Here is a 19,555-nt window from a genome sequence, read left to right as displayed (position 1 = left end):
GACACTGCCATTATTGCAGGCGAAACGGGCGGCGGGTTTTGGGGAGCATGTCGTGACGCCGCACAACGAGGCTGCCAGGGGCGACTATGCCGCAACGGTGCTGTTGCCGGGCGATCCACAACGCGCCGAGTGGATGGCAAAGACATTTCTTGAGGCGCCGCGCTGCGTCAACCGCCGCCGGGGCGTACTCGGCTTCACCGGTCTCTATCGCGGCCGTCCCATCAGCATCCAGGCCACCGGCATCGGTGTCCCGTCCTTCCTGGTCTATGCGCATGAACTCCTGGATGTTCACGGCGTAAAAACGCTGATCCGCACAGGCACCTGCGGCGGCCTGACACCCCGCGTGCCGCTGCGCTCCTTGGTGATCTCGCAGTCGGTGCGCGCCGAAAGCGACCAAAGCGGCCAGGTCTTCGGCCTCTACGATGCTGCCGCCGGGCCCGATCCCGGCCTGTTCGCCCACGCTTTGGGCTGCGCCGCCCAGCTCGGCATCGACCACCAGGCCGGGCTGACCATCTGCAGCGATGTCTTCTACCACCCTGAAGGGCGCGACCGCTTTGCCGAAGCGCAGGCGCTTGGGGCTCTCGCTGTCGATATGGAAACCAGCGCACTCTACCGAATCGCGGCGCATTTCGGCGCCCGCGCGCTGTCGCTGCTGACCGTCGTCGACAACATCGTGACCGGCGAACAGACTGCCTATTCCGAACGTCAGGCGCTGTTCACCGATATGGCGCGGCTCGGGCTCGACGTTGCGGCGGAACGCTAGCTTCCTCAGGCCGCTTCGCGCTTCGGCGTCAGCTCATCCATGTCTGGCCGGTGACCGCGCAGATAGAGCGCGCAGGTGGTACGCAGCATCGACGCGAAGTTGGGAATGGCGCCGTTGATCTCGATCGCCTCGTCATAGAGTTTTGAGATGAACTTCGGCGTCGTCAGGCCCTGGCTGTCGGCAATTTCGTCAAGCAGCGCCCAGAACGTTCCTTCAAGCTGGATACTCGTAGAGTGACCGTCGATGCGGATCGACCGGTTGATCTGTCGATAGCCTTCCGGATCCTGCCCGGCAAAAACCCTGCACATCCTTACCTCCCGATATTGTTGGTTTTGGGCGCAGCGTGTCGCGCCTTCAAGTTGTGGTTGTCCCTGCATGTTCGGCCTTGTGGGCCGAATCGGCAATCGGACTTTCGTCTTTAGGCGCAGGCATAGCAGCGATTGCAAATTTAGCCGTGGTAACCGGCTGCCACCACCTTTCGCGCGTGCCGCCCATAATCGCCTCCAACATGCAGCGGCGGAGACTGATTTGGCGAAGGCAATCCATTCCATGATCCGGGTTCTCCAAGAGGCCAGATCCGTCGATTTCTACAGAAACGCTTTCGGGCTCGACGTCGCCGACAGGCTGGATTTCGAGACATTCACGCTGATTTACCTTGCCAACGCCGAAACGGGGTTCGAGCTCGAACTCACCGTGAACAAGGGCCGCACCGAGCCTTATGGGCTTGGCGACGGTTACGGCCATCTGGCGGTCTCGGTGTCCGATCTCGACAGCGAACACGACCGGATCGGCGCGCTCGGCCTCAACCCCAAGAAGATCGTCGAATTCAACCGCGACGGATCGCTGATCGCCCGCTTTTTCTTCATCGAGGACCCCGACGGCTACAAGATCGAGGTTCTGCAGCGTGGAGCGCGCTTCCAGTAGGGGATTATCAGCCGCATTCAGCCGCGCGGCGCCAGCAACGGCGCTGTTCAAGGGCGCAAACAGCAAGCAGGGAGGAACAAATGGTCACGATCTATGACGCGAGGCTCTCACGTCGTGAACTTCTCAAACGCGGCGGCATCGGCGCGTTGCTCGTCATTTCCGGCAGCGCCGTCATCAGCCCTGAAAATGCCTGGGGGCTCGAGACATCGGCGCTCAAGCCCGAAACCATGGCAACGCTGATCCAGATGGCGCGCGACATCTATCCGCACGATCAGGTGCCCGACAAATACTACGCCATCGCCGTAAAAGGGCATGATGAGCAGGCCGGCAAGGACGCTGCCTACAAGACGATGATCGAAGACGGCATCGCCAACCTCGACAAGAAGTCGGGCGAGGGCGGCTATCGCGGCCTCGGCTGGGAGGAGCAGCGCGTTGCCGTGCTGCAGCAGATCGAGGCGACGCCGTTCTTCCAGTCCATCCGCGGCGGCCTCGTCGTCAGCCTCTACAACCAGCAGGAGGTGTGGCCGATTTTCGGCTACGAGGGCGAATCCTACTCCAAGGGCGGCTACATCGCGCGCGGTTTCGACGACATAGAGTGGCTCTGAGCCCTTCCGTCGTTCTGAAACCCCGCAAACAGGAATTCATGGGAGGAAACCATGGCAGCTTCATTTGATCTCAACAACGACGGCGTGGTCGTGATCATCGGCTCCGGCGCCGGCGGCGGCACGCTCGGCAACGAACTCGCCCAGAAAGGCGTCGATGTCGTCATCCTCGAGGCCGGCGCGCGCCACGAATACGAGGATTTCATCAACGACGAGTGGGGTTCCTTCAGCCAGCTCGCCTGGACGGACAAGCGCACAACCTCAGGCGACTGGCGGGTGTCGAAGGATTTCCCCAGTTTGCCGGCCTGGATCGTCAAATCGGTCGGCGGCTCGACCACGCACTGGGCCGGCGCCTCGCTGCGCTTCCAGGAGCATGAGTTCAAGACGCTCTCGACCTACGGCAAGCTGGAAGGCGCCAACCTGCTGGACTGGCCGGTCACATTGGCCGAGATGGAGCCTTACTATGCCAAGGCGGAAGCCAAGATGGGCGTCACCGGCACCAATGGCTGGCCGCGGCTGCCCGGCAACAACAATTTCAAGGTGCTCAAGGCCGGCGCCGACAAGCTCGGCTATAAGGAATGTCATACCGGCAACATGGCAATCAATTCGGTCGAGCGCGATGACCGGAACTCCTGCCAACAGACCGGCTTCTGCTTCCAGGGCTGCAAATGGGGCGCCAAATGGTCGACGCTCTACACCGAGATTCCCAAGGGTGAGGCGACCGGCCATCTCGAGGTCCGGCCAAACGCCATGGCGATCAAGATCAACCATGACGCTAGCGGAAAAGTGACCGGCGTCGTCTATGCCGACAAGGACGGCAAGCTGCAGGAACAGAAGGCCCGCATTGTCGCCGTCGCCGGCAACTCGATCGAAAGCCCGCGCCTGCTGCTAAACTCCGAGTCAGCGAAGTTTCCGCAAGGGCTTGCCAATTCGTCGGGGCAGGTCGGCAAGAACTACATGCGCCACACCACCGGTTCGGTCTACGCCATTTTCGACCAACCGGTGCATATGTATCGCGGCACCACCATGGCCGGCATTATCCGCGACGAGGCGCGGCACGATCCCTCACGCGGCTTTGTCGGCGGCTATGAATTCGAGACGCTGTCGCTCGGCTTGCCCTTCATGGCCGCCTTCCTCAATCCCGGCGGCTGGGGCCGTTCATTCACCACCGCGCTCGACCACTATGATCACATGGCTGGCCTGTGGATCGTCGGCGAGGACATGCCGCGCGCGGAAAACCGCGTCACGCTGCACAAGGACGAGAAGGACGCGCACGGTATGCCGATCGCGGACGTGCATTTCGATGATCATCCCAACGACACGGCGATGCGCAACCATGCCTACAAGCAGGCCACAGCGCTTTACGATGCGGTCGGCGCGACGCGCTCCTTCCCGACGCCGCCCTATCCCTCAACCCACAATCTCGGCACAAACCGGATGAGCGAAAAGGCGGAAGACGGCGTCGTCAACAAGCACGGCCAAGCGCACGACATCAAAAACCTGTTCGTGTCGGACGGCAGCCAGTTCACCACCGGTGCGGCTGAAAATCCGACGCTGACGATCGTGTCGCTGGCTATCCGCCAGGCCGAATACATCGCTTCGCAAATGTCGGCCAAGACGATCTGAGCCGTCCTCCGGGATCGCTACGCGGAACGCGCATGGCGCGTTCCGCCTTTTTCACTAGGACTCACTATGCGCCGACCGGCTGTCCGTCCTTGCGGCGGATGGCGACGACGGACGGTCGCGGCAGCTGGCCATCCCTGAAGTCGGGCCACAGCGTCTGCGCCTTGTCGAGCGTCTCTGCATCTTCCGCAGGGTGCTGCACCGACAGGAACAAAGTCGTGCCGTCCGGCGTGAAGCATGGGCCGGTCGCTTCGGCGCCATGCGGGCAGGTGAACAGCAGCTTCGGCAGGCCGCGCGCCGCACCTTCGGTGTCGACGCCATAGACGCCGTCCGGCAGGTCGAAATCATTGGCGCCGTCCGTCGCCACCCACAGCCGCCCGGCCGGGTCGAAGGTGATGTTGTCGGGGCAGACGAACCAGCCATTGTCCGACGTATCCGGATGAAAAGTGGCGCCGACATTGGCATCTTTCGGGTTGCCGCAGAGCACGAACAGGTCCCAGGCATACTTTTCCGCCGTGTGGTCGGCATCCGCGCCGCGGCCGCCGGGCGGGATCAGTTCGACAATATGGCCCCAGAGATTTTCCGGCCGCGTGTTGGCCGGATTGACCTTCGACTGGTCGCGCTTCTTGTTCTTGGTCATCACCGCATAGACGCGGCCGGTCACCGGATTGGTCTCAATGTCCTCGGGCCGGTCCATCGGCGTGGCGCCGAGCGCATCTGCCGCAAACCGCGTCTTCAACAGCACCTCGGCCTGGTCGGCAAAACCGTTCTCGACGGTAAGCTTGCCCTGGCCGTGCACCAACGGCAGCCACGTCATCGAGCCATCGGCATCGAAGCGGGCGACCGACAGCACGCCATCGTCGAGCAGATCGGCGCCGGAGGCCGGGTTGGCCTTGTCATAGGCCTTGGCCGAGACGAAGCGGTACATATATTCGAAATAGTCGTCGTCACCCATATAGACGACAACGCGGCCGTCCTTGTTGAGGACCACGGTCGAGGCCTCATGCGACATGCGGCCAAGTGCCGTGCGCTTCACCGGCCTGGACTGAGGATCGTAAGGGTCGATCTCGACCACCCAGTCGAAGCGGTTGGCCTCGTTCGGTTCCTTGTCGAGGTTGAAGCGGTCATGGAAGCGGCCGCGGCCATAGATATCGGAGCCGTCGAAGCCGTAACGGTCAAGCAGGTCGGCGGTCGGCGCCCTTTTCGGGTCGCCGCCGAAAATGTCGGACACGCCTTCCTCGCAGGTCAGCACCGTACCCCAGGGGGTGAAACCGCCGCTGCAGTTGTAGCTGGTGCCGAGCACTTTGGTGCCAGTCGCGTCGGCCGAGGTTTTCATCAGCGCATGGCCGGCAACCGGTCCGGAAACGGTCATTTCGGTGTTGGCGGTGATGCGGCGGTTCAGCGGACTGTCGGCTACGGTTTCCCACTTGCCGTCCTTCAATTGCACCTCGACGATCGAATGGCCCATCGCGGCCATGCCGAGATCGACCTGTTCCCTGGTCATCGTCTTGCCGGCATCGCCCTCGGTCATCCCCGGAAACATCACATTGGGCGAGATGTATTCGTTGTTGACGCAGAGCAGGCCATGATCAGAATTCACCGTGCCCTTCGGCAGCGGCATGAAGGCGATGTAGTCGCAATTGTAGCCGAAGCGCTTTTCCTGTTCCTCCGCCGCGACCTTGTTGCCGTCGAATTCGGCGAGGCCAGCTGCAAGCGGATCGCCCCAGCGCGCGACGATGGTCGTCTCATAGCCTTCGGCGGCGGCATGGGTCTTGTCGTAGACCCGCTTCAGCTCGGGAAAGCCGAGCGTCGACTGCGCTGCGGCGGCATGCGTTTCGCCGGCAAACAAGGAGCCGACAAAGCTGCCGCCGGCAATCAGCGCGCCGGAGGCGAGGCTGCCTTTCAAAAGAGACCGGCGCGAGACGCGCTCGGCAATGATTTCGCGGATGACGGGGGAGGATGAAGACGGTGTATTGGCCATGGTGTCTGCCTCTCAGGGTGGATGTTACGGCGCACCGTTGCCCCTAGTCTGCTTAGGCAACATTCACATGACATAAGAGGAAGGTTTTGCCGCAACTGGGCGCGGCACTACGCATCGCTCAGCCCTTGGTGCAGGTCGAGGCGGTGAAGGCGCCGTCGGGCTGCTTCAGAATGATGTCGAATGACGGGGCGGTCTCGCCGTCCAGTGTTGCCTGTGTCATGGAGACGGAGTTGCCACCGGTGGTATAGCCGCCCAGCGGCCCGAGCCAGGTGATCTCGCCATTGGCATTCATCTGATAGTTGTAGCCTTGCGTCGCGGTGCCGAATGTCACCGGACCACTATAGACATTGCCCTTGATAGTGATGTCGCCGAGGTTGAGGAAGGCGCCGAGCAAATAGACCTCGCAATGATAGGTGCCGTCCGGAAGCTTGCCCTCGCTGAAATCGGCGCGCGCGGCGCCGCTCGTTGCCATCAGCAGCAGGATGCCGGAAATGCATGAGGTGCGAGATGTCATGACGTCACTCTTTTGAAGGGCGAGCTTGCCCTATTTTTGCGCGGTACCGCAACATTGTTAGCCCGGAACACACGGCCGGAGATCAAAAACTAGGCATTTGTCTCAATTGGGCAAAAATTAGGCAAAAGCCATGTGCGCTGCGCAAATTTGCCTCAATCAATTTTCGCCGGCTACCACTGTTTTCTCGAGGCTAATATACCAACCGGCTGATAACGCTCGGCTATTCCATCTTCGTGAGCGGCGCCTTTGCGTTTGGCACGGCAGTTGCATTGCATTATCGCGGTGCAATCAAACAGCTTGGGAGTCTTCGGTATGAGGGGTAATTTCTCCACAATAACAAAAATGTTTTCGGCCGGCGTGGTCGCCGCCGGCCTGTCGATGTCGTCTCCGGCCCAGGCCGCCGAAGACACGATCAAGGTCGGCATTCTGCATTCGCTGTCGGGGACCATGGCGATTTCGGAGACGACGCTGAAAGACGCCATGCTGATGCTCATCGAAGAGCAGAATGCCAAGGGCGGTCTGCTCGGCAAGAAGCTCGAGGCGGTCGTTGTCGATCCGGCCTCCAACTGGCCGCTCTTTGCCGAAAAGGCGCGCGAGCTGATCTCGAAGGACAAGGTCGCCGCCGTGTTCGGCTGCTGGACCTCGGTGTCGCGCAAATCGGTGTTGCCGGTGTTCTCGGAACTCGACAACATCCTGTTCTACCCCGTCCAGTATGAGGGCGAGGAAAGCGAGCGCAACGTGTTCTACACCGGCGCCGCCCCGAACCAGCAGGCGATTCCTGCCGTCGATTATCTCATGAGCGAGGACGGTGGCTCGGTGAAGCGCTGGGTGCTGGAAGGCACCGACTACGTCTATCCCCGAACCACCAACAAAATCCTCGAGGCCTATCTGAAGGCCAAGGGCGTCGCCGCCGAAGACATCATGGTCAACTACACGCCGTTCGGCTTCTCCGACTGGCAGACCGAAGTCTCCGCAATCAAGAAATTCGGCTCGGCCGGCAAGAAGACCGCCGTCGTCTCGACCGTCAATGGCGACGCCAACGTTCCGTTCTACAAGGAACTCGGCAACCAGGGCATCAAGGCCGAGGACATCCCGGTCATGGCCTTTTCGGTCGGTGAGGAAGAACTGGCCGGTCTCGATACCGCGCCGCTGGTCGGCCATCTCGCTGCCTGGAACTATTTCGAGAGCGTCGACACACCCGAAAACAAGAAGTTCATCGCCGACTGGCACAAGTTCATCAAGAATGACAAGCGCACCACCAACGACCCGATGGAAGCTCACTATATCGGCTTCAACATGTGGGTGAAGGCGGTCGAAAAGGCCGGCACCACCGATCCCGACAAGGTCATCGACGCCATGGTCGGCGTGTCCGTGCCGAACCTCACCGGCGGCTATTCGACCATGATGCCGAACCATCACATCACCAAGCCGGTGCTGATCGGCGAGATCCAGGCCGACGGCCAGTTCGAGACCGTGTCGCAGACGCCCGGCCTCGTGATGGGCGACGAATGGTCCGACTATCTGCCCGATTCCAAGGACCTGATTTCGGATTGGCGCGCGCCTCTGTCCTGCGGCAACTTCAACGTTGCCACCGGCAAATGCGGCGGCAAGGGCACGAACTGATCCCTCCCGGGACCGACCGATCGTGGACGCGTCCACGATCGGTACCGCCAAGCGTCCGGGCGCTTCAGCCCGCCCGGACGCGGAATTTCCCCACAGAAGAGTATCTGAACGGATGATCCTGTTGCGCACTCTCGGCCTCATGCTGGTGTTCCTGGTGGCAAGTCTTTTGCCGTCGAACGCAGCCGAAGCCGATCTGCGCGCCATCGTCGCCAAATTCGCCACCGGCACCGGCTTTTCCGCCACGGAGGCCGTCGTGCGCGAGCTTGCCGCCACCGGCGATCCGCTGGTCGAGCGCCCGCTTGCAGCGCTCGCCGAAGGCAACCTTTACATCCGTAAAGCCGATTCAGCCGTCTTCGTCGGCAGTGAGGCCGCTGACAGCGTCACGCTGCTCGACCCGCTGAGTGGCGAGAAAGCCGGCGACGCCGCCAAGGCCGACATCACCAAGATCAAGGTCAACAACACGCTGCGCCGCGTCATCCGCGATGCGCTGGGAACGCTGACGTTGCGCGCGAAAGATCCTTCTGTCCGCATCGCCGCCGCCGACACCATGTTCAAGACCCCCGATGCCGCCAATATCGAGCCGCTCGATGCAGCCATCGCCGCCGAGACCGACGCCAAGGTCAAGGCATTGTTCGAACAGGCGCGCGCGGCATCGGTGCTGGTCTCCGATAAGCCGGAGGCCGACAAGCTTGCCGCCATTGCCCTGATCGGCGCGCGCGGCGACCGCGACGCGGTCTCGCTGCTCACCGCGGTCGAGGCCAATGCGCAAGGCGCGGTCAAGGATGCCGCGACGGCGGCAATCGCCAGCATCAATTCGAGCCTGGCGCTGTGGGATGCCGGCCAGAACATATGGTACGGCATCTCGCTTGGCTCGGTGCTGCTGCTGGCCGCCATCGGCCTCGCCATCACCTTCGGCGTCATGGGCGTCATCAACATGGCGCATGGCGAGATGGTGATGCTCGGCGCCTACACCACCTTCGTCGTCCAGCAGGTGATCCGAACCTCATTCCCCGGCCTGTTCGACTGGTCGCTGGTGATCGCGCTGCCGCTCGCCTTCCTGGTTGCCGCTTCCGTCGGCCTGATCATCGAGCGCGGGGTCATCCGTTTCCTCTACGGCCGGCCGCTGGAAACGCTGCTCGCAACCTGGGGCGTCTCGCTTGTCCTGCAGCAGGCGGTGCGCTCGATCTTCGGACCGACCAACCAGGAGGTCGGCAACCCCTCCTGGATGTCGGGATCGTTCGATGTCGGCCAACTCGCCGTCACCTGGAACCGCCTCTGGATCCTGGTCTTCGCGCTCACCGTCTTCGGCGTGCTGCTCTTTGTTATGAAGCGCACGCCCTGGGGCCTTCAGATGCGCGCCGTCACCGCCAACCGCCGCATGGCCGCCTCGATGGGCATCAGGACGCCTTGGGTCGATGCGCTGACCTTTGCGCTCGGCTCCGGCATTGCCGGCATTGCCGGCGTCGCGCTCAGCCAGATCGACAATGTCTCGCCCAATCTTGGCCGCGGCTACATCATCGACAGCTTCATGGTCGTGGTCTTCGGCGGCGTCGGCAATCTCTGGGGCACGCTGGTCGGCGCCTTCTCGCTCGGCATCGTCAACAAGGTTCTCGAACCCTATGCTGGCGCGGTGCTCGGCAAGATCGTCGTGCTGGTGCTGATCATCCTGTTCATCCAGAAGCGCCCGCGCGGCCTGTTCGCGCTCAAGGGCAGGGCGGTGGAAACATGATCACGGGACGCTTCTTCGCCGCGGGTGCCGACCGTCGCATCGCCATCACTATTTTCATCCTGCTGACGGCCGCCATTATCGTGCCGCTGCTCAACCTCGCAGTGTCGCCGCAAAGCGCGTTCTATATTCCGTCCTACATCGTCGCGTTGACGGGCAAGTACCTCTGCTATGCATTGCTTGCCTTGGCGCTCGATCTCGTCTGGGGCTATTGCGGCATCCTCTCGCTCGGCCATGGCGCCTTCTTCGCCCTCGGCGGCTATGCGATGGGCATGTACCTCATGCGCCAGATCGGCTCGCGCGGCGTTTACGGCAATCCGATCCTGCCCGATTTCATGGTGTTCCTGAACTACAAGGAATTGCCCTGGTTCTGGACCGGTTTCGACCACTTCTGGTTCGCCGCCATCATGGTGCTGGCGGTGCCCGGCCTGCTCGCCTTCGTCTTCGGCTGGTTCGCCTTCCGCAGCCGCGTCACCGGCGTCTATCTCTCCATCATCACCCAGGCGATGACCTACGCGCTGCTGCTCGCCTTCTTCCGCAACGACATGGGTTTCGGCGGCAACAACGGCTTGACCGATTTCAAGGATATTCTGGGCTTCAACGTGCAGGCCGACGCCACCCGCTCGGCCCTGTTTGCCGCCAGCGCCATCATACTCGCGCTCGCCGTCTTCATCACCTGGGCGATCGTCGGCTCCAAATACGGCAAGCTGCTAATGGCGGTGCGCGACGCCGAGAGCCGCACCCGCTTCCTCGGCTGGCGGGCGGAGAACGTGAAGCTGTTTGCCTTCACCGTCTCGGCTGTCATGGCCGGCATCGCCGGCGCGCTCTATGTGCCGCAGGTCGGTATCATCAATCCCGGCGAATTCGAGCCGTCCAATTCCATCGAAGTCGTGATCTGGGCAGCCGTCGGTGGGCGCGGCACCATTGTCGGCCCGATCGTCGGCGCGCTGCTGGTCAATGCCGGCAAATCCTGGTTCACCGGCCTGCTGCCGGAGTTCTGGCTGTTTGCGCTCGGCGGCCTGTTCGTCGCCGTAACCCTGTTCCTGCCCAAGGGCATCGTCGGCATGTGGGATTCCTGGCGCGGTAACGCTCGGGCGATGCGGGCTGCAGCGATTGCAGAGGAAGCGGGCACAGACCCTGATGCCCCGCCGCCATCGAAGATCGTGCCCAGCGCAGCAACAACGCCCGGTGCCTGGTCCGCGTCCGGGCCTGAACCGCAGCCGGCGGAATAGAGCGATGTCGAAGTCCAACACCATCCTCTATCTCGACGGCGTCTCGGTCTCCTTCGACGGTTTCCGCGCCATCAACAATCTGTCGCTGGTGCTCGACAAGGGCGAGATGCGCGCCATCATCGGTCCCAACGGCGCCGGCAAGACGACGATGATGGACATCGTCACCGGCAAGACCCGGCCCGACGAGGGCGAAGTGTTCTTCGACGGCCAGGTCGATCTGACCCGGCACGACGAGGCGGAGATCGCCATGATGGGCATCGGCCGCAAATTCCAGAAGCCGACCGTCTTCGAAAGCCACAGCGTCGAAGACAATGTGATGCTGGCGCTGAAGGGCCCGCGCTCGATCTTTCCGGCGCTGTTCCATCGCCGCTCGGCCGCCGAAGCCAGACAGATCGACGACATCCTCGGCATCATCCGGCTGGGCGACAAGCGCCACGATCTGGCAGCCAATCTCAGCCATGGCCAGAAACAGTGGCTGGAGATCGGCATGCTGCTGGCGCAGGACCCGAAGCTGCTTTTGGTTGACGAGCCGGTCGCAGGGATGACCGATGCCGAGACCGAGGAAACCGCGCGGCTGCTCAAGGACATAGCGCGCGAGCATTCGGTCATCGTCGTCGAGCACGACATGCATTTCGTGCGCGAACTCGGCGTCAAGGTCACCTGCCTGCATGAGGGCTCGGTGCTGTCGGAAGGCTCGCTCGATTTCGTCTCGGCCGACGAGCGGGTCGTCGAAGTTTATCTCGGGAGATGAGCATGGTCTGGCGGGTGCAATTCCATCGCTTCGACTTTTCGTTCCTCCGCTTCTGGAGAAGGCGCTGACATGCTCGAAGTTTCCAACGCCACGCTCCATTACGGCGCCGCCCAGGCGCTGCGCGGTGTGTCGCTGACGGCGGGTGCCGGCAAGATCACCTGCGTGCTCGGCCGCAACGGCGTCGGCAAGACCAGTTTGATGAGATCGATCGTCGGCCACCACCGGCTGACGAGCGGAAGCGTTGCCTTCGAGGGGAAGGCGCTCGACCGGAGCGCGGCGTATGACCGCGCCCGGTCGGGCATCGCATTCGTACCGCAGGGCAGGGAGATCTTTCCGCTGCTGACGGTGCGCGAAAACCTGGAGTCCGGCTTTGCGCCGTTGAAGCGCGCCGACCGCAACGTGCCGGCGCATGTCTTCGAACTGTTTCCGGTGCTGAAGCAGATGCTGGGGCGCCGCGGCGGCGATCTCTCCGGCGGCCAGCAGCAGCAGCTCGCCATCGGCCGGGCGCTCGTCATGCGGCCGAAACTGCTGGTGCTCGACGAGCCGACCGAAGGCATCCAGCCCTCGATCATCAAGGACATCGGCCGCGCCATCCGTTATTTGCGCGACCAGGCCGGTATCGCCGTTCTGCTGGTCGAGCAATATCTGGATTTCTGCCGCGAGCTCGCCGACGAGGTCAACATCATGGACCGCGGCCAGATCGTCCACACCGGCCCGGCCGAAGATCTCGACCGGGCGGACGTCAGGAAGTTTCTGACGGTTTAACGCAGGTCGACGGCTGCACGGATCGTACACGTCGAAGATTGGCTGAAATGCCCACAACCACTTCGTCATTCTAGGGCGGAGCCAAGGAGCGGAGCGACGCGCGCAGACCCTAGAATCCATGCCGCGACATCAGCCAAAGAGTGCCGCGATGCAGAACAAGATCGCTTCTGCGGCACATTGGCATTCCAAATTCTGCACCGTTAATGACGCTTCTTCGTCCCGGCATGGATCCCTGGGTCTTCGCTCCGCTTCGCGTCGCTACGCCCAAGGATGATGAAGTCGCGAAGATCCGCGCCCGTTGCGTCGGACTTTCGTCCGAGGCCGCCACCTCTGGCACGCCGAATACTGCATGCTAGTCTTTCCTAGGCCTCGGTGAGTCGGCCGCTTCCGTATCAGTCTGGTTCTGTAGCAGATCGAGGGAATATGCTGGCTCAGCCTGCAAGTTCCACGCAAGCAAGCCACCCTAGCTTCCCTCGCAGTTCTGATTGTCGGTCGATGCGTTCAGATAATCTTGCCAGGAGAATAGGGCTATGGAACGGTTCGTCGAGGACCACCAGAAACGACGGCTGACAGAGCGTGTCGACATCATCACCGCCATCAACATTCTGCGCTCGCAAGGCTACCAGCAGGATGAGCTGATCGGCGAAATCACCAAGGTTTTCTACGTCGACCTCGACACTTACAACGAGATCGTCATAGCGGCCTAAAAGCGCGTCGCGCCTGAACGGCCTCATGCGACGCGCTTTGGGGTGTTGTTTTACGTGTGGTGAGGTTCAGGCCGGCTGAATATCAGCCCAGCCTACCCGGCGCGCCGGAAGGCGAGCACACGGTTGCGGCCGCCGCGCTTGGCGCCGTAAAGCGCTTTGTCGGCGGCGCTGAGCACCTTGTCGAATTTGGTGCCGCCCTCGCTGCCGAAGGCGTAGCCGGCGCTGACCGTGCAGGAGAGCAGGCGGGTCTCGGTATCGATCCGGCGCATGGCAAAACTGGCCCGGATGCGCTCGGCTATGAATTCCACCTTTTCAGGCAAGGTGCGATCGAGCACCAATGCAAATTCCTCTCCGCCCATGCGCGCGGCGACATCGCCTGGCTGGAGATTGGCGGTCAAATCCTTGGCGAATAGTTTCAGCACCTCGTCGCCGGTGGCATGGCCGAACTCGTCATTTATGGCCTTGAAGCCGTCGAGATCGAACACGATCACGGCGGTGAAGGACCGGACCGGTGTTTTGCCGTGCAGGTCGAACAAAGCGCGCCGGTTGAGCAGTCCGGTCAGCGGATCGGTCAGCGCTTCGCGGCGATGATGCTGCGCCAGGCGTCCCTGGTTAAGCGCCAGCGAGAGCGCGCCGATGCCGGTCATGCAGGCGATGACGACGATGAGGCTGAAATCCTCGGCCCAGTTGCTCGGCGCATGGCCAAGCACCAGCCTGCCATCCCAGACAAGTGCACCGGAGCACAGCACGAAGGAAATTGCGGTGGCGGTGTAGAGCCCGGCAATGCCGAGGATCGGGGCAGGGAATTCCGTGCGGCCCTTCCAGTATTCATGGGCCGTCGCAAACAAAAGCAGCGCGGCGAAGGCATTCTCCAGCATGAAGCCCAGCCCGTCATAGCCAAGCGCCATCGGCGGCAAGGCGACTGCCAGCGAGACGCCGGCGCCGACAGCGATGCGCGGCAATGGCGAGCGGCCGGTCGTGAATTGATGGGCCGCGCCCAGCATGGTCGCGAAGCCGAGCAGCAGGAACGTGAAGCTGGCGAGGCCGAGCAGGCGCCCGGGCGCGTCGATATAGGCCTGGTAGGCGAAGACGTCGGCAACGATCAGAAGCACGCTGACGGCCCAGGTCAGCAGGAATTTTTCCGAGCGCGCGGTAAGCCAGATGCCGAACAGCGTCAGGCCGAGGCAAGCGGCGGAAAACCCGACAGCCAACAGAAGGGAACTGTAGTCGAGCGACATGCCCTCGTCCTTGCGCGCGGCGGCCGGCCTCTAGAAAGGACCCGCACCGGATTTATGCAGGAAGGAGGTATCGATAAGGTTACGATGCGCATAAGCTATCACGCTTCGGTTGATCGTAGCAATTCTGGGTTGAAACCCTTTTCAAGGGAAAGCGCTACCCGGATTTCCGGGAAAACCGGTCCACACTTTTCCTGGAATTGCTCCTAATGCATGTCGCCCAGAAGTGTGCCGCGGTTCTGGGACAACGGCATGCATCAAGACAAAGACTTAAATCGCGTCGTATGAATCCGTTTCAGCGCGACGCGCTTTAACCGATCAGCTCACCCGCTTCATCAGCGCCATGGCGCCGAACGGCGCGCGCACCTTGCCCTCGGTGATGAAGTAGACGAACACATCGCGCGGTTTCACCGGCGCGTCGAAAGTCGGATCGGCGCGCCGCAGATCGGCCGGCTGCTTGCCTTGCGCCCAGGTCTTCACCCGCGCTGCCCATTCGTCCAGGCCATTCGGCGTATAGCAATCCGGATTGTCGTCGCTGCCGGTCTGCAGCCGCGCATAGATAAAATCGCCGGTGATGTCGGCGATACCAGGATATTTGGCATGGTCGGCATAGACGATCGCCGCCTTGTATTTGCGCGCCAGGCCCACAAATTCCGGCACGCTGAAACTGTCGTTGCGCACTTCCAGCGCATGGCGCAGCGCCACGCCATCCTGCTTTTCCGGCAGCAGCTTCAGGAAGGCCTCGAAATCGTCGGCGTCGAACTTTTTCGTCGGCGCGAACTGCCAAAGGATCGGGCCCAGCTTGTCGCCCAGCGCGGCAATGCCGGAGCCGAGGAAGCGCGTCATGGACTCGCCGGCTTCGCCAAGCACGCGCCGGTTGGTGACGAAGCGATTGCCCTTCAGCGAATAGACGAAACCGTCCGGCGCCTCGCCCGCCCATTTGACGAAGGTCGGCTCCTTGAAGCTGGAATAGTAGGTGCCATTGACCTCGATGCTCGGTACCTGGCGGGTGGCGTAACTTAGCTGTTTGGCCTTGGAAAGCTTGTCCGGGTAGAAAGACGTATCCCAGGGTTCGAAAGTCCAGCCGCCCATCCCGGCGCGGATTGTTCCTTGGCTGATCATCGTCTTCCTCCCAGTTCTAAAAATGCGGTCAGGCTATTTTTCCAATCGGTTTGATCATGTCGACCACGGTCCATCCGGGACGGTGGGGATTGGCTCGGCGGCCCGTTTCGTGGAAGCCATAGGCCGTATAGATCTCGATGTTCCGCTCCATGCGCGAATTGGTGTAGAGCCGCACCTCCGGCACACCCCATAGCCGCGCCTGTTCCTGGGCGAAGTCGAGCAGCGCGGTGCCGAGTTTCCTGCCCTGGAAAGCGGGGGAGACCGCGACGCTGAAGATCATCGCATGATCGGGATGGCGCTCAATAACGATCAGCCCGGCGAGTTCCGCGCCGCTCTCCAAGAGCCAGACCTCGCCACGCTCGATGCGTGGCGCATAGTCCTCGGTGACTGGGAGCGGCGGCGCGCCTAACAGGGGCGTGTAGTGCTCATAGGCGGTCTGCGTCAGCGAGACGACTGCGTCGAGATCACCGGCAAGCGCCTGTCGGACTGTCATTCAAAGCTCTCCAGGCGCCCGACCGGTCTGTCAGTTACTCCGCCGCTTCGCGCTTGCCTCCGGGCCGCCGCTCCAAAAGCTCCTTCAGGAACTTGCCGGTGTAGCTGCGCTTTTCGCGCACGATGGCTTCCGGTGTGCCCTGTGCCACCAGTTCGCCACCGCCATCGCCGCCTTCGGGGCCGAGGTCGAGCACCCAGTCGGCGGTCTTGATGACTTCGAGATTGTGCTCGATGACCACCACCGTGTTGCCCTGGTCGACCAGTTCGTGAAGCACTTCCAGCAACTTGGCGACGTCGTGGAAGTGCAGGCCGGTGGTCGGCTCGTCGAGGATGTAGAGCGTCTTGCCGGTCGCCTTGCGCGACAATTCCTTGGCGAGCTTGATGCGCTGCGCCTCGCCGCCCGACAGCGTCGTCGCCTGCTGGCCGATATGGATGTAGCCGAGGCCGACCTGCTTCAGCGTCTCCAGCTTGTCGCGCACCCCGGGCACGGCGGCAAAGAAATCGACGCCTTCCTCGACCGTCATGTCCAGGACGTCCGCGATCGACTTGCCCTTGAACACGACATCCAGCGTCTCGCGGTTGTAGCGCTTGCCGTGGCAGACGTCGCACGTGACGTAGACGTCGGGCAGGAAGTGCATCTCGATCTTGATGACGCCGTCGCCCTGGCAGGCCTCGCAGCGGCCGCCCTTCACGTTGAAGGAGAAGCGGCCCGGCTGATAGCCGCGGGCCTTGGCCTCGGGCAACCCGGCAAACCAGTCGCGGATCGGTGTGAAGGCGCCGGTGTAGGTGGCCGGGTTCGAACGCGGTGTGCGGCCGATCGGCGACTGGTCGATGTCGATGACCTTGTCGAGGAATTCGAGGCCCTCGATGCGGTCGTGATCGGCCGGATGCTCGCGCGAGCCCATGATGCGGCGCGACGCCGCCTTGAACAGCGTCTCGATCAGGAAGGTCGATTTGCCGCCGCCAGACACGCCGGTGACGGCGGTAAAAGTGCCGAGCGGGATTTCGGCAGTGACGTTCTTGAGATTGTTGCCGCGCGCGCCGACGATCTTCAGCCGGCGGTTTTTCTTGGCCTCGCGCCTGACACCGGGCGTGGCGACTTCGAGCGCGCCCGACAGATATTTACCGGTGATCGAGTTGGGATTGGCCATCACCTGCTGCGGCGTGCCCTGGGCGATGATCTCGCCGCCATGAATGCCGGCGGCCGGACCCATGTCTACGACATAATCGGCATGCAGGATGGCGTCCTCGTCATGCTCGACGACGATCACCGTGTTGCCGATGTCGCGCAGATGCTTGAGCGTGTCGAGCAGGCGGGCATTGTCGCGCTGGTGCAGGCCGATCGACGGCTCGTCCAGCACATAGAGCACGCCGGTGAGGCCGGAGCCGATCTGCGACGCCAGCCTTATGCGCTGGCTCTCGCCGCCCGACAGCGTGCCGGAATTGCGCGACAGCGTCAGATAGTCGAGGCCGACATCGTTGAGGAAGCGCAGGCGGTCACGGATTTCCTTGAGAACGCGCACCGCGATCTCGTTCTGCTGGTCGTTGAGATGTGGCGGCAGTTCGGTGAACCACTGGTCGGCCTTGCGGATCGACAGCTCTGTGACTTCGCCGATATGCTTGCCGGCGATCTTCACCGCCAGCGCTTCCGGCTTCAGCCGGTATCCCTTGCAGACCGGGCAGGGCGTCGCCGACATGAAGCGCTCGATCTCCTCGCGCATCCAGGCGGATTCGGTTTCCTTCCACCGCCGTTCGAGATTGGGAATGACGCCCTCGAACGTCTTGGTGGTCTTGTAGGAGCGCAGGCCGTCATCATATTGGAAGGTGACCTCGCGCTCGCCGGTGCCGCGCAGGACGGCTTCCTTGGCCTCTTCGGTCAGGTCTTTGAACTTGTCGCCGAGCTTGAAGCCGTATGCCTTGCCCAGCGCTTCCAGCGTCTGCGCATAATAGGGCGAGGTCGATTTCGCCCACGGGCTGACGGCGCCGTCGCGCAGCGAGACGTTTTCGTCCGGCACGATCAGGCTGGCGTCGATGGCGCGCTGATTGCCGAGGCCGTCGCAGGTCGGGCAGGCGCCGAACGGGTTGTTGAACGAGAACAGCCTGGGCTCGATCTCCGGAATGGTGAAGCCGGAAACCGGGCAGGCGAATTTTTCCGAGAACAGGATGCGCTCATGCGTCTCGTTCTTCGATTTGTTGACCGAGTCCTCGCCGGTCTGGCTGGCGTCGAGCGGCCGGTCGGCGAACTCGGCCACCGCCAGCCCTTCGGCGAGCTTCAGCGCCGTTTCGATGGAATCGGCAAGCCGTGTCGCCAGGTCGCCGCGCACGACGATGCGGTCGACGACGACGTCGATGTCGTGCTTGTACTTCTTGTCCAACGCCGGCACATCGGCGATCTCATAGAAGACGCCGTCGACCTTGACGCGCTGAAAGCCCTTCTTCTGCAGCTCCAGCAGTTCCTTGCGATACTCGCCCTTGCGGCCGCGCACGATCGGCGCCAGCAGGAAAAGGCGCGTGCCTTCCTCGACCGCCAGCACCCGGTCGACCATCTGTGAAACCGTCTGGCTCTCGATCGGCAGGCCGGTCGCCGGCGAATAGGGGATGCCGACGCGCGCGAACAGCAAGCGCATGTAGTCGTAGATCTCGGTGACGGTGCCGACCGTCGAACGCGGGTTCTTCGACGTGGTCTTCTGCTCGATCGAGATGGCCGGCGACAGGCCGTCGATCTGGTCGACATCCGGCTTCTGCATCATTTCGAGGAACTGGCGCGCATAAGCCGACAGGCTCTCGACGTAACGGCGCTGGCCCTCGGCATAGATGGTGTCGAAAGCAAGCGACGATTTGCCGGAGCCCGACAGGCCGGTCATGACGATCAGGCTGTCACGCGGCAGGTCGAGATCGACATTCTTTAGGTTGTGTTCGCGTGCCCCGCGAATGGAAAGGTATTTATGGTCGGCCATCGCCGGTCGCCGCCTCAGGTCTGGTGTCAGTGGGATCGGCGGGTTTTCCCGGCCATTCCCTATGTAGGTATTTTTGCCGCCACGTCGAGAGACGCCACACTTCTCGACCAAAGCCGTTTAACCGTCTTTCGCGCGAACGGGCAAGCGGAAAGAACAAAGACCGAACACGCTCCTGACAAAGCTGTGCAGAAACTGACAAGGGTGTTTCAGAAACTGACCCTGACGTAAGCTCCCGGCGATCACATTTTCCGTAACCGGCTATTCAAGGTTGACGCCGTCGAATCAGGGGCGCACTCTGCCGGAGTCAACGGAGCCGGCCGTCTTTGATGGCCTCGCCGCCCATAGCGGCCTGCGAGACGCCGCAGGTTTTTGCGATTTGTGCTTCGGATTGACACCAGTCGCAACGGACATAGGAGCGGAGCATGACGCCACCGGATAGTCCCTTGAGGCTCCACCTGCTAGTGGAGCCGCGGCGGGCATAAGTGCCAGGTAGTTTCAAGGCATTGGAGTGTATGCGTCCAAACGAACGCATCGCGTC

17 protein-coding genes are annotated in these 19,555 nt (G+C 62.4%); 10 read left to right on the top strand and 7 right to left on the bottom strand.

Annotation, left to right across the window (positions count from 1 at the left end; all coding sequences use genetic code 11):
* Window positions 1–52: 52 nt before the first annotated feature.
* Entirely contained in the window at window positions 53–763 is a 711-nt protein-coding gene (locus tag X756_RS149850) for a DeoD-type purine-nucleoside phosphorylase (protein ID WP_023730173.1), read from the top strand.
* A 5-nt stretch (window positions 764–768) separates the two neighbouring features.
* Here X756_RS149850 and X756_RS149855 read toward each other — a convergent pair whose 3' ends face one another.
* Entirely contained in the window at window positions 769–1,071 is a 303-nt protein-coding gene (locus X756_RS149855; protein WP_023670924.1) for a ribbon-helix-helix domain-containing protein, read from the bottom strand.
* A gap of 220 nt (window positions 1,072–1,291) precedes the next feature.
* Here X756_RS149855 and X756_RS149860 point away from each other — a divergent pair, with 220 nt between their 5' ends.
* The 3 genes from X756_RS149860 to X756_RS149870 all read left to right on the top strand — a co-directional run bounded on the left by X756_RS149860 (window position 1,292) and on the right by X756_RS149870 (window position 3,915).
* The gene (locus tag X756_RS149860; RefSeq protein ID WP_023730172.1) at window positions 1,292–1,687 is read left to right on the top strand and encodes a VOC family protein; all 396 of its coding nucleotides are present in this window, start codon (window positions 1,292–1,294) and stop codon (window positions 1,685–1,687) included.
* A gap of 80 nt (window positions 1,688–1,767) precedes the next feature.
* Window positions 1,768–2,292, top strand: a complete 525-nt coding sequence (locus tag X756_RS149865; protein WP_023684617.1) for a twin-arginine translocation pathway signal — start codon at window positions 1,768–1,770, stop codon at window positions 2,290–2,292.
* Between the two features lie 51 nt (window positions 2,293–2,343).
* Complete coding sequence (locus tag X756_RS149870) at window positions 2,344–3,915, top strand: GMC family oxidoreductase (RefSeq protein WP_023730171.1); 1,572 nt, start codon at window positions 2,344–2,346, stop codon at window positions 3,913–3,915.
* Window positions 3,916–3,979: 64 nt separating this feature from the next.
* Here the strand turns inward: X756_RS149870 and X756_RS149875 are convergent, their stop codons facing one another.
* Complete coding sequence (locus tag X756_RS149875; RefSeq protein WP_031238704.1) at window positions 3,980–5,893, bottom strand: PhoX family phosphatase; 1,914 nt, start codon at window positions 5,891–5,893, stop codon at window positions 3,980–3,982.
* 118 nt (window positions 5,894–6,011) lie between these two features.
* Window positions 6,012–6,407 carry a hypothetical protein gene (locus X756_RS149880; protein ID WP_023688644.1) on the bottom strand — a complete coding sequence of 132 codons (396 nt, stop codon included), beginning with the start codon at window positions 6,405–6,407 and terminating at the stop codon, window positions 6,012–6,014.
* A gap of 312 nt (window positions 6,408–6,719) precedes the next feature.
* On the opposite strand from X756_RS149880, the gene urtA reads away from it, so the two are divergent.
* The 6 genes from urtA (at window position 6,720) to X756_RS1000000167565 (ending at window position 13,211) form a co-directional block, all read left to right on the top strand.
* Window positions 6,720–8,030: an urea ABC transporter substrate-binding protein gene (gene urtA / locus X756_RS149885; RefSeq protein WP_023688643.1), complete on the top strand. Its 1,311-nt coding sequence runs from the start codon at window positions 6,720–6,722 to the stop codon at window positions 8,028–8,030.
* A 112-nt stretch (window positions 8,031–8,142) separates the two neighbouring features.
* Window positions 8,143–9,759, top strand: coding sequence for an urea ABC transporter permease subunit UrtB (gene urtB / locus X756_RS149890; protein WP_023730169.1), 1,617 nt, complete (start codon window positions 8,143–8,145; stop codon window positions 9,757–9,759).
* Window positions 9,756–10,988, top strand: a complete 1,233-nt coding sequence (gene urtC, locus X756_RS149895; protein WP_023730168.1) for an urea ABC transporter permease subunit UrtC — start codon at window positions 9,756–9,758, stop codon at window positions 10,986–10,988. The genes urtB and urtC overlap by 4 nt, the downstream gene beginning before the upstream one ends.
* A 4-nt stretch (window positions 10,989–10,992) precedes the next feature.
* On the top strand, window positions 10,993–11,739 hold the full coding sequence (urtD, locus tag X756_RS149900) for an urea ABC transporter ATP-binding protein UrtD (protein WP_023730167.1): 747 nt from the start codon (window positions 10,993–10,995) through the stop codon (window positions 11,737–11,739).
* 69 nt (window positions 11,740–11,808) lie between these two features.
* Window positions 11,809–12,504, top strand: coding sequence for an urea ABC transporter ATP-binding subunit UrtE (gene urtE, locus X756_RS149905; RefSeq protein WP_023688639.1), 696 nt, complete (start codon window positions 11,809–11,811; stop codon window positions 12,502–12,504).
* A 530-nt stretch (window positions 12,505–13,034) separates the two neighbouring features.
* Window positions 13,035–13,211 carry a hypothetical protein gene (locus X756_RS1000000167565; RefSeq protein ID WP_023670936.1) on the top strand — a complete coding sequence of 59 codons (177 nt, stop codon included), beginning with the start codon at window positions 13,035–13,037 and terminating at the stop codon, window positions 13,209–13,211.
* 92 nt (window positions 13,212–13,303) lie between these two features.
* Here X756_RS1000000167565 and X756_RS149910 read toward each other — a convergent pair whose 3' ends face one another.
* The 4 genes from X756_RS149910 to uvrA form a co-directional block, all read right to left on the bottom strand.
* The gene (locus X756_RS149910) at window positions 13,304–14,449 is read right to left on the bottom strand and encodes a GGDEF domain-containing protein (protein ID WP_023730166.1); all 1,146 of its coding nucleotides are present in this window, start codon (window positions 14,447–14,449) and stop codon (window positions 13,304–13,306) included.
* A gap of 315 nt (window positions 14,450–14,764) precedes the next feature.
* Entirely contained in the window at window positions 14,765–15,568 is an 804-nt protein-coding gene (locus tag X756_RS149915; protein WP_023693383.1) for a DUF72 domain-containing protein, read from the bottom strand.
* Window positions 15,569–15,596: 28 nt separating this feature from the next.
* Window positions 15,597–16,061, bottom strand: coding sequence for an N-acetyltransferase (locus X756_RS149920; protein ID WP_023688637.1), 465 nt, complete (start codon window positions 16,059–16,061; stop codon window positions 15,597–15,599).
* A gap of 34 nt (window positions 16,062–16,095) precedes the next feature.
* Window positions 16,096–19,017, bottom strand: coding sequence for an excinuclease ABC subunit UvrA (gene uvrA, locus X756_RS149925; protein ID WP_023730165.1), 2,922 nt, complete (start codon window positions 19,015–19,017; stop codon window positions 16,096–16,098).
* Window positions 19,018–19,555: the final 538 nt, after the last annotated feature.

Origin of the sequence: Mesorhizobium sp. LNJC405B00 (genome assembly GCF_000502615.1) — a bacterium.
Taxonomy (GTDB): Bacteria; Pseudomonadota; Alphaproteobacteria; order Rhizobiales; family Rhizobiaceae; genus Mesorhizobium.
Note: the sequence above shows the minus strand (reverse complement) of the source record. Positions and strands in the feature narration are given on the sequence as shown.

What these genes read in the sequence shown, in the direction of transcription:
- X756_RS149855 (WP_023670924.1), bottom strand. Translation starts at nt 1,071, where the DNA reads ATGTGCAGGGTTTTTGCCGGGCAGGATCCGGAAGGCTATCGACAGATC.
- X756_RS149865 (WP_023684617.1), top strand. Translation starts at nt 1,768, where the DNA reads ATGGTCACGATCTATGACGCGAGGCTCTCACGTCGTGAACTTCTCAAA.
- X756_RS149870 (WP_023730171.1), top strand. Translation starts at nt 2,344, where the DNA reads ATGGCAGCTTCATTTGATCTCAACAACGACGGCGTGGTCGTGATCATC.
- X756_RS149875 (WP_031238704.1), bottom strand. Translation starts at nt 5,893, where the DNA reads ATGGCCAATACACCGTCTTCATCCTCCCCCGTCATCCGCGAAATCATT.
- X756_RS149880 (WP_023688644.1), bottom strand. Translation starts at nt 6,407, where the DNA reads ATGACATCTCGCACCTCATGCATTTCCGGCATCCTGCTGCTGATGGCA.
- urtA (WP_023688643.1), top strand. Translation starts at nt 6,720, where the DNA reads ATGAGGGGTAATTTCTCCACAATAACAAAAATGTTTTCGGCCGGCGTG.
- urtB (WP_023730169.1), top strand. Translation starts at nt 8,143, where the DNA reads ATGATCCTGTTGCGCACTCTCGGCCTCATGCTGGTGTTCCTGGTGGCA.
- urtC (WP_023730168.1), top strand. Translation starts at nt 9,756, where the DNA reads ATGATCACGGGACGCTTCTTCGCCGCGGGTGCCGACCGTCGCATCGCC.
- urtD (WP_023730167.1), top strand. Translation starts at nt 10,993, where the DNA reads ATGTCGAAGTCCAACACCATCCTCTATCTCGACGGCGTCTCGGTCTCC.
- urtE (WP_023688639.1), top strand. Translation starts at nt 11,809, where the DNA reads ATGCTCGAAGTTTCCAACGCCACGCTCCATTACGGCGCCGCCCAGGCG.
- X756_RS1000000167565 (WP_023670936.1), top strand. Translation starts at nt 13,035, where the DNA reads ATGGAACGGTTCGTCGAGGACCACCAGAAACGACGGCTGACAGAGCGT.
- X756_RS149910 (WP_023730166.1), bottom strand. Translation starts at nt 14,449, where the DNA reads ATGTCGCTCGACTACAGTTCCCTTCTGTTGGCTGTCGGGTTTTCCGCC.
- X756_RS149915 (WP_023693383.1), bottom strand. Translation starts at nt 15,568, where the DNA reads ATGATCAGCCAAGGAACAATCCGCGCCGGGATGGGCGGCTGGACTTTC.
- X756_RS149920 (WP_023688637.1), bottom strand. Translation starts at nt 16,061, where the DNA reads ATGACAGTCCGACAGGCGCTTGCCGGTGATCTCGACGCAGTCGTCTCG.
- uvrA (WP_023730165.1), bottom strand. Translation starts at nt 19,017, where the DNA reads ATGGCCGACCATAAATACCTTTCCATTCGCGGGGCACGCGAACACAAC.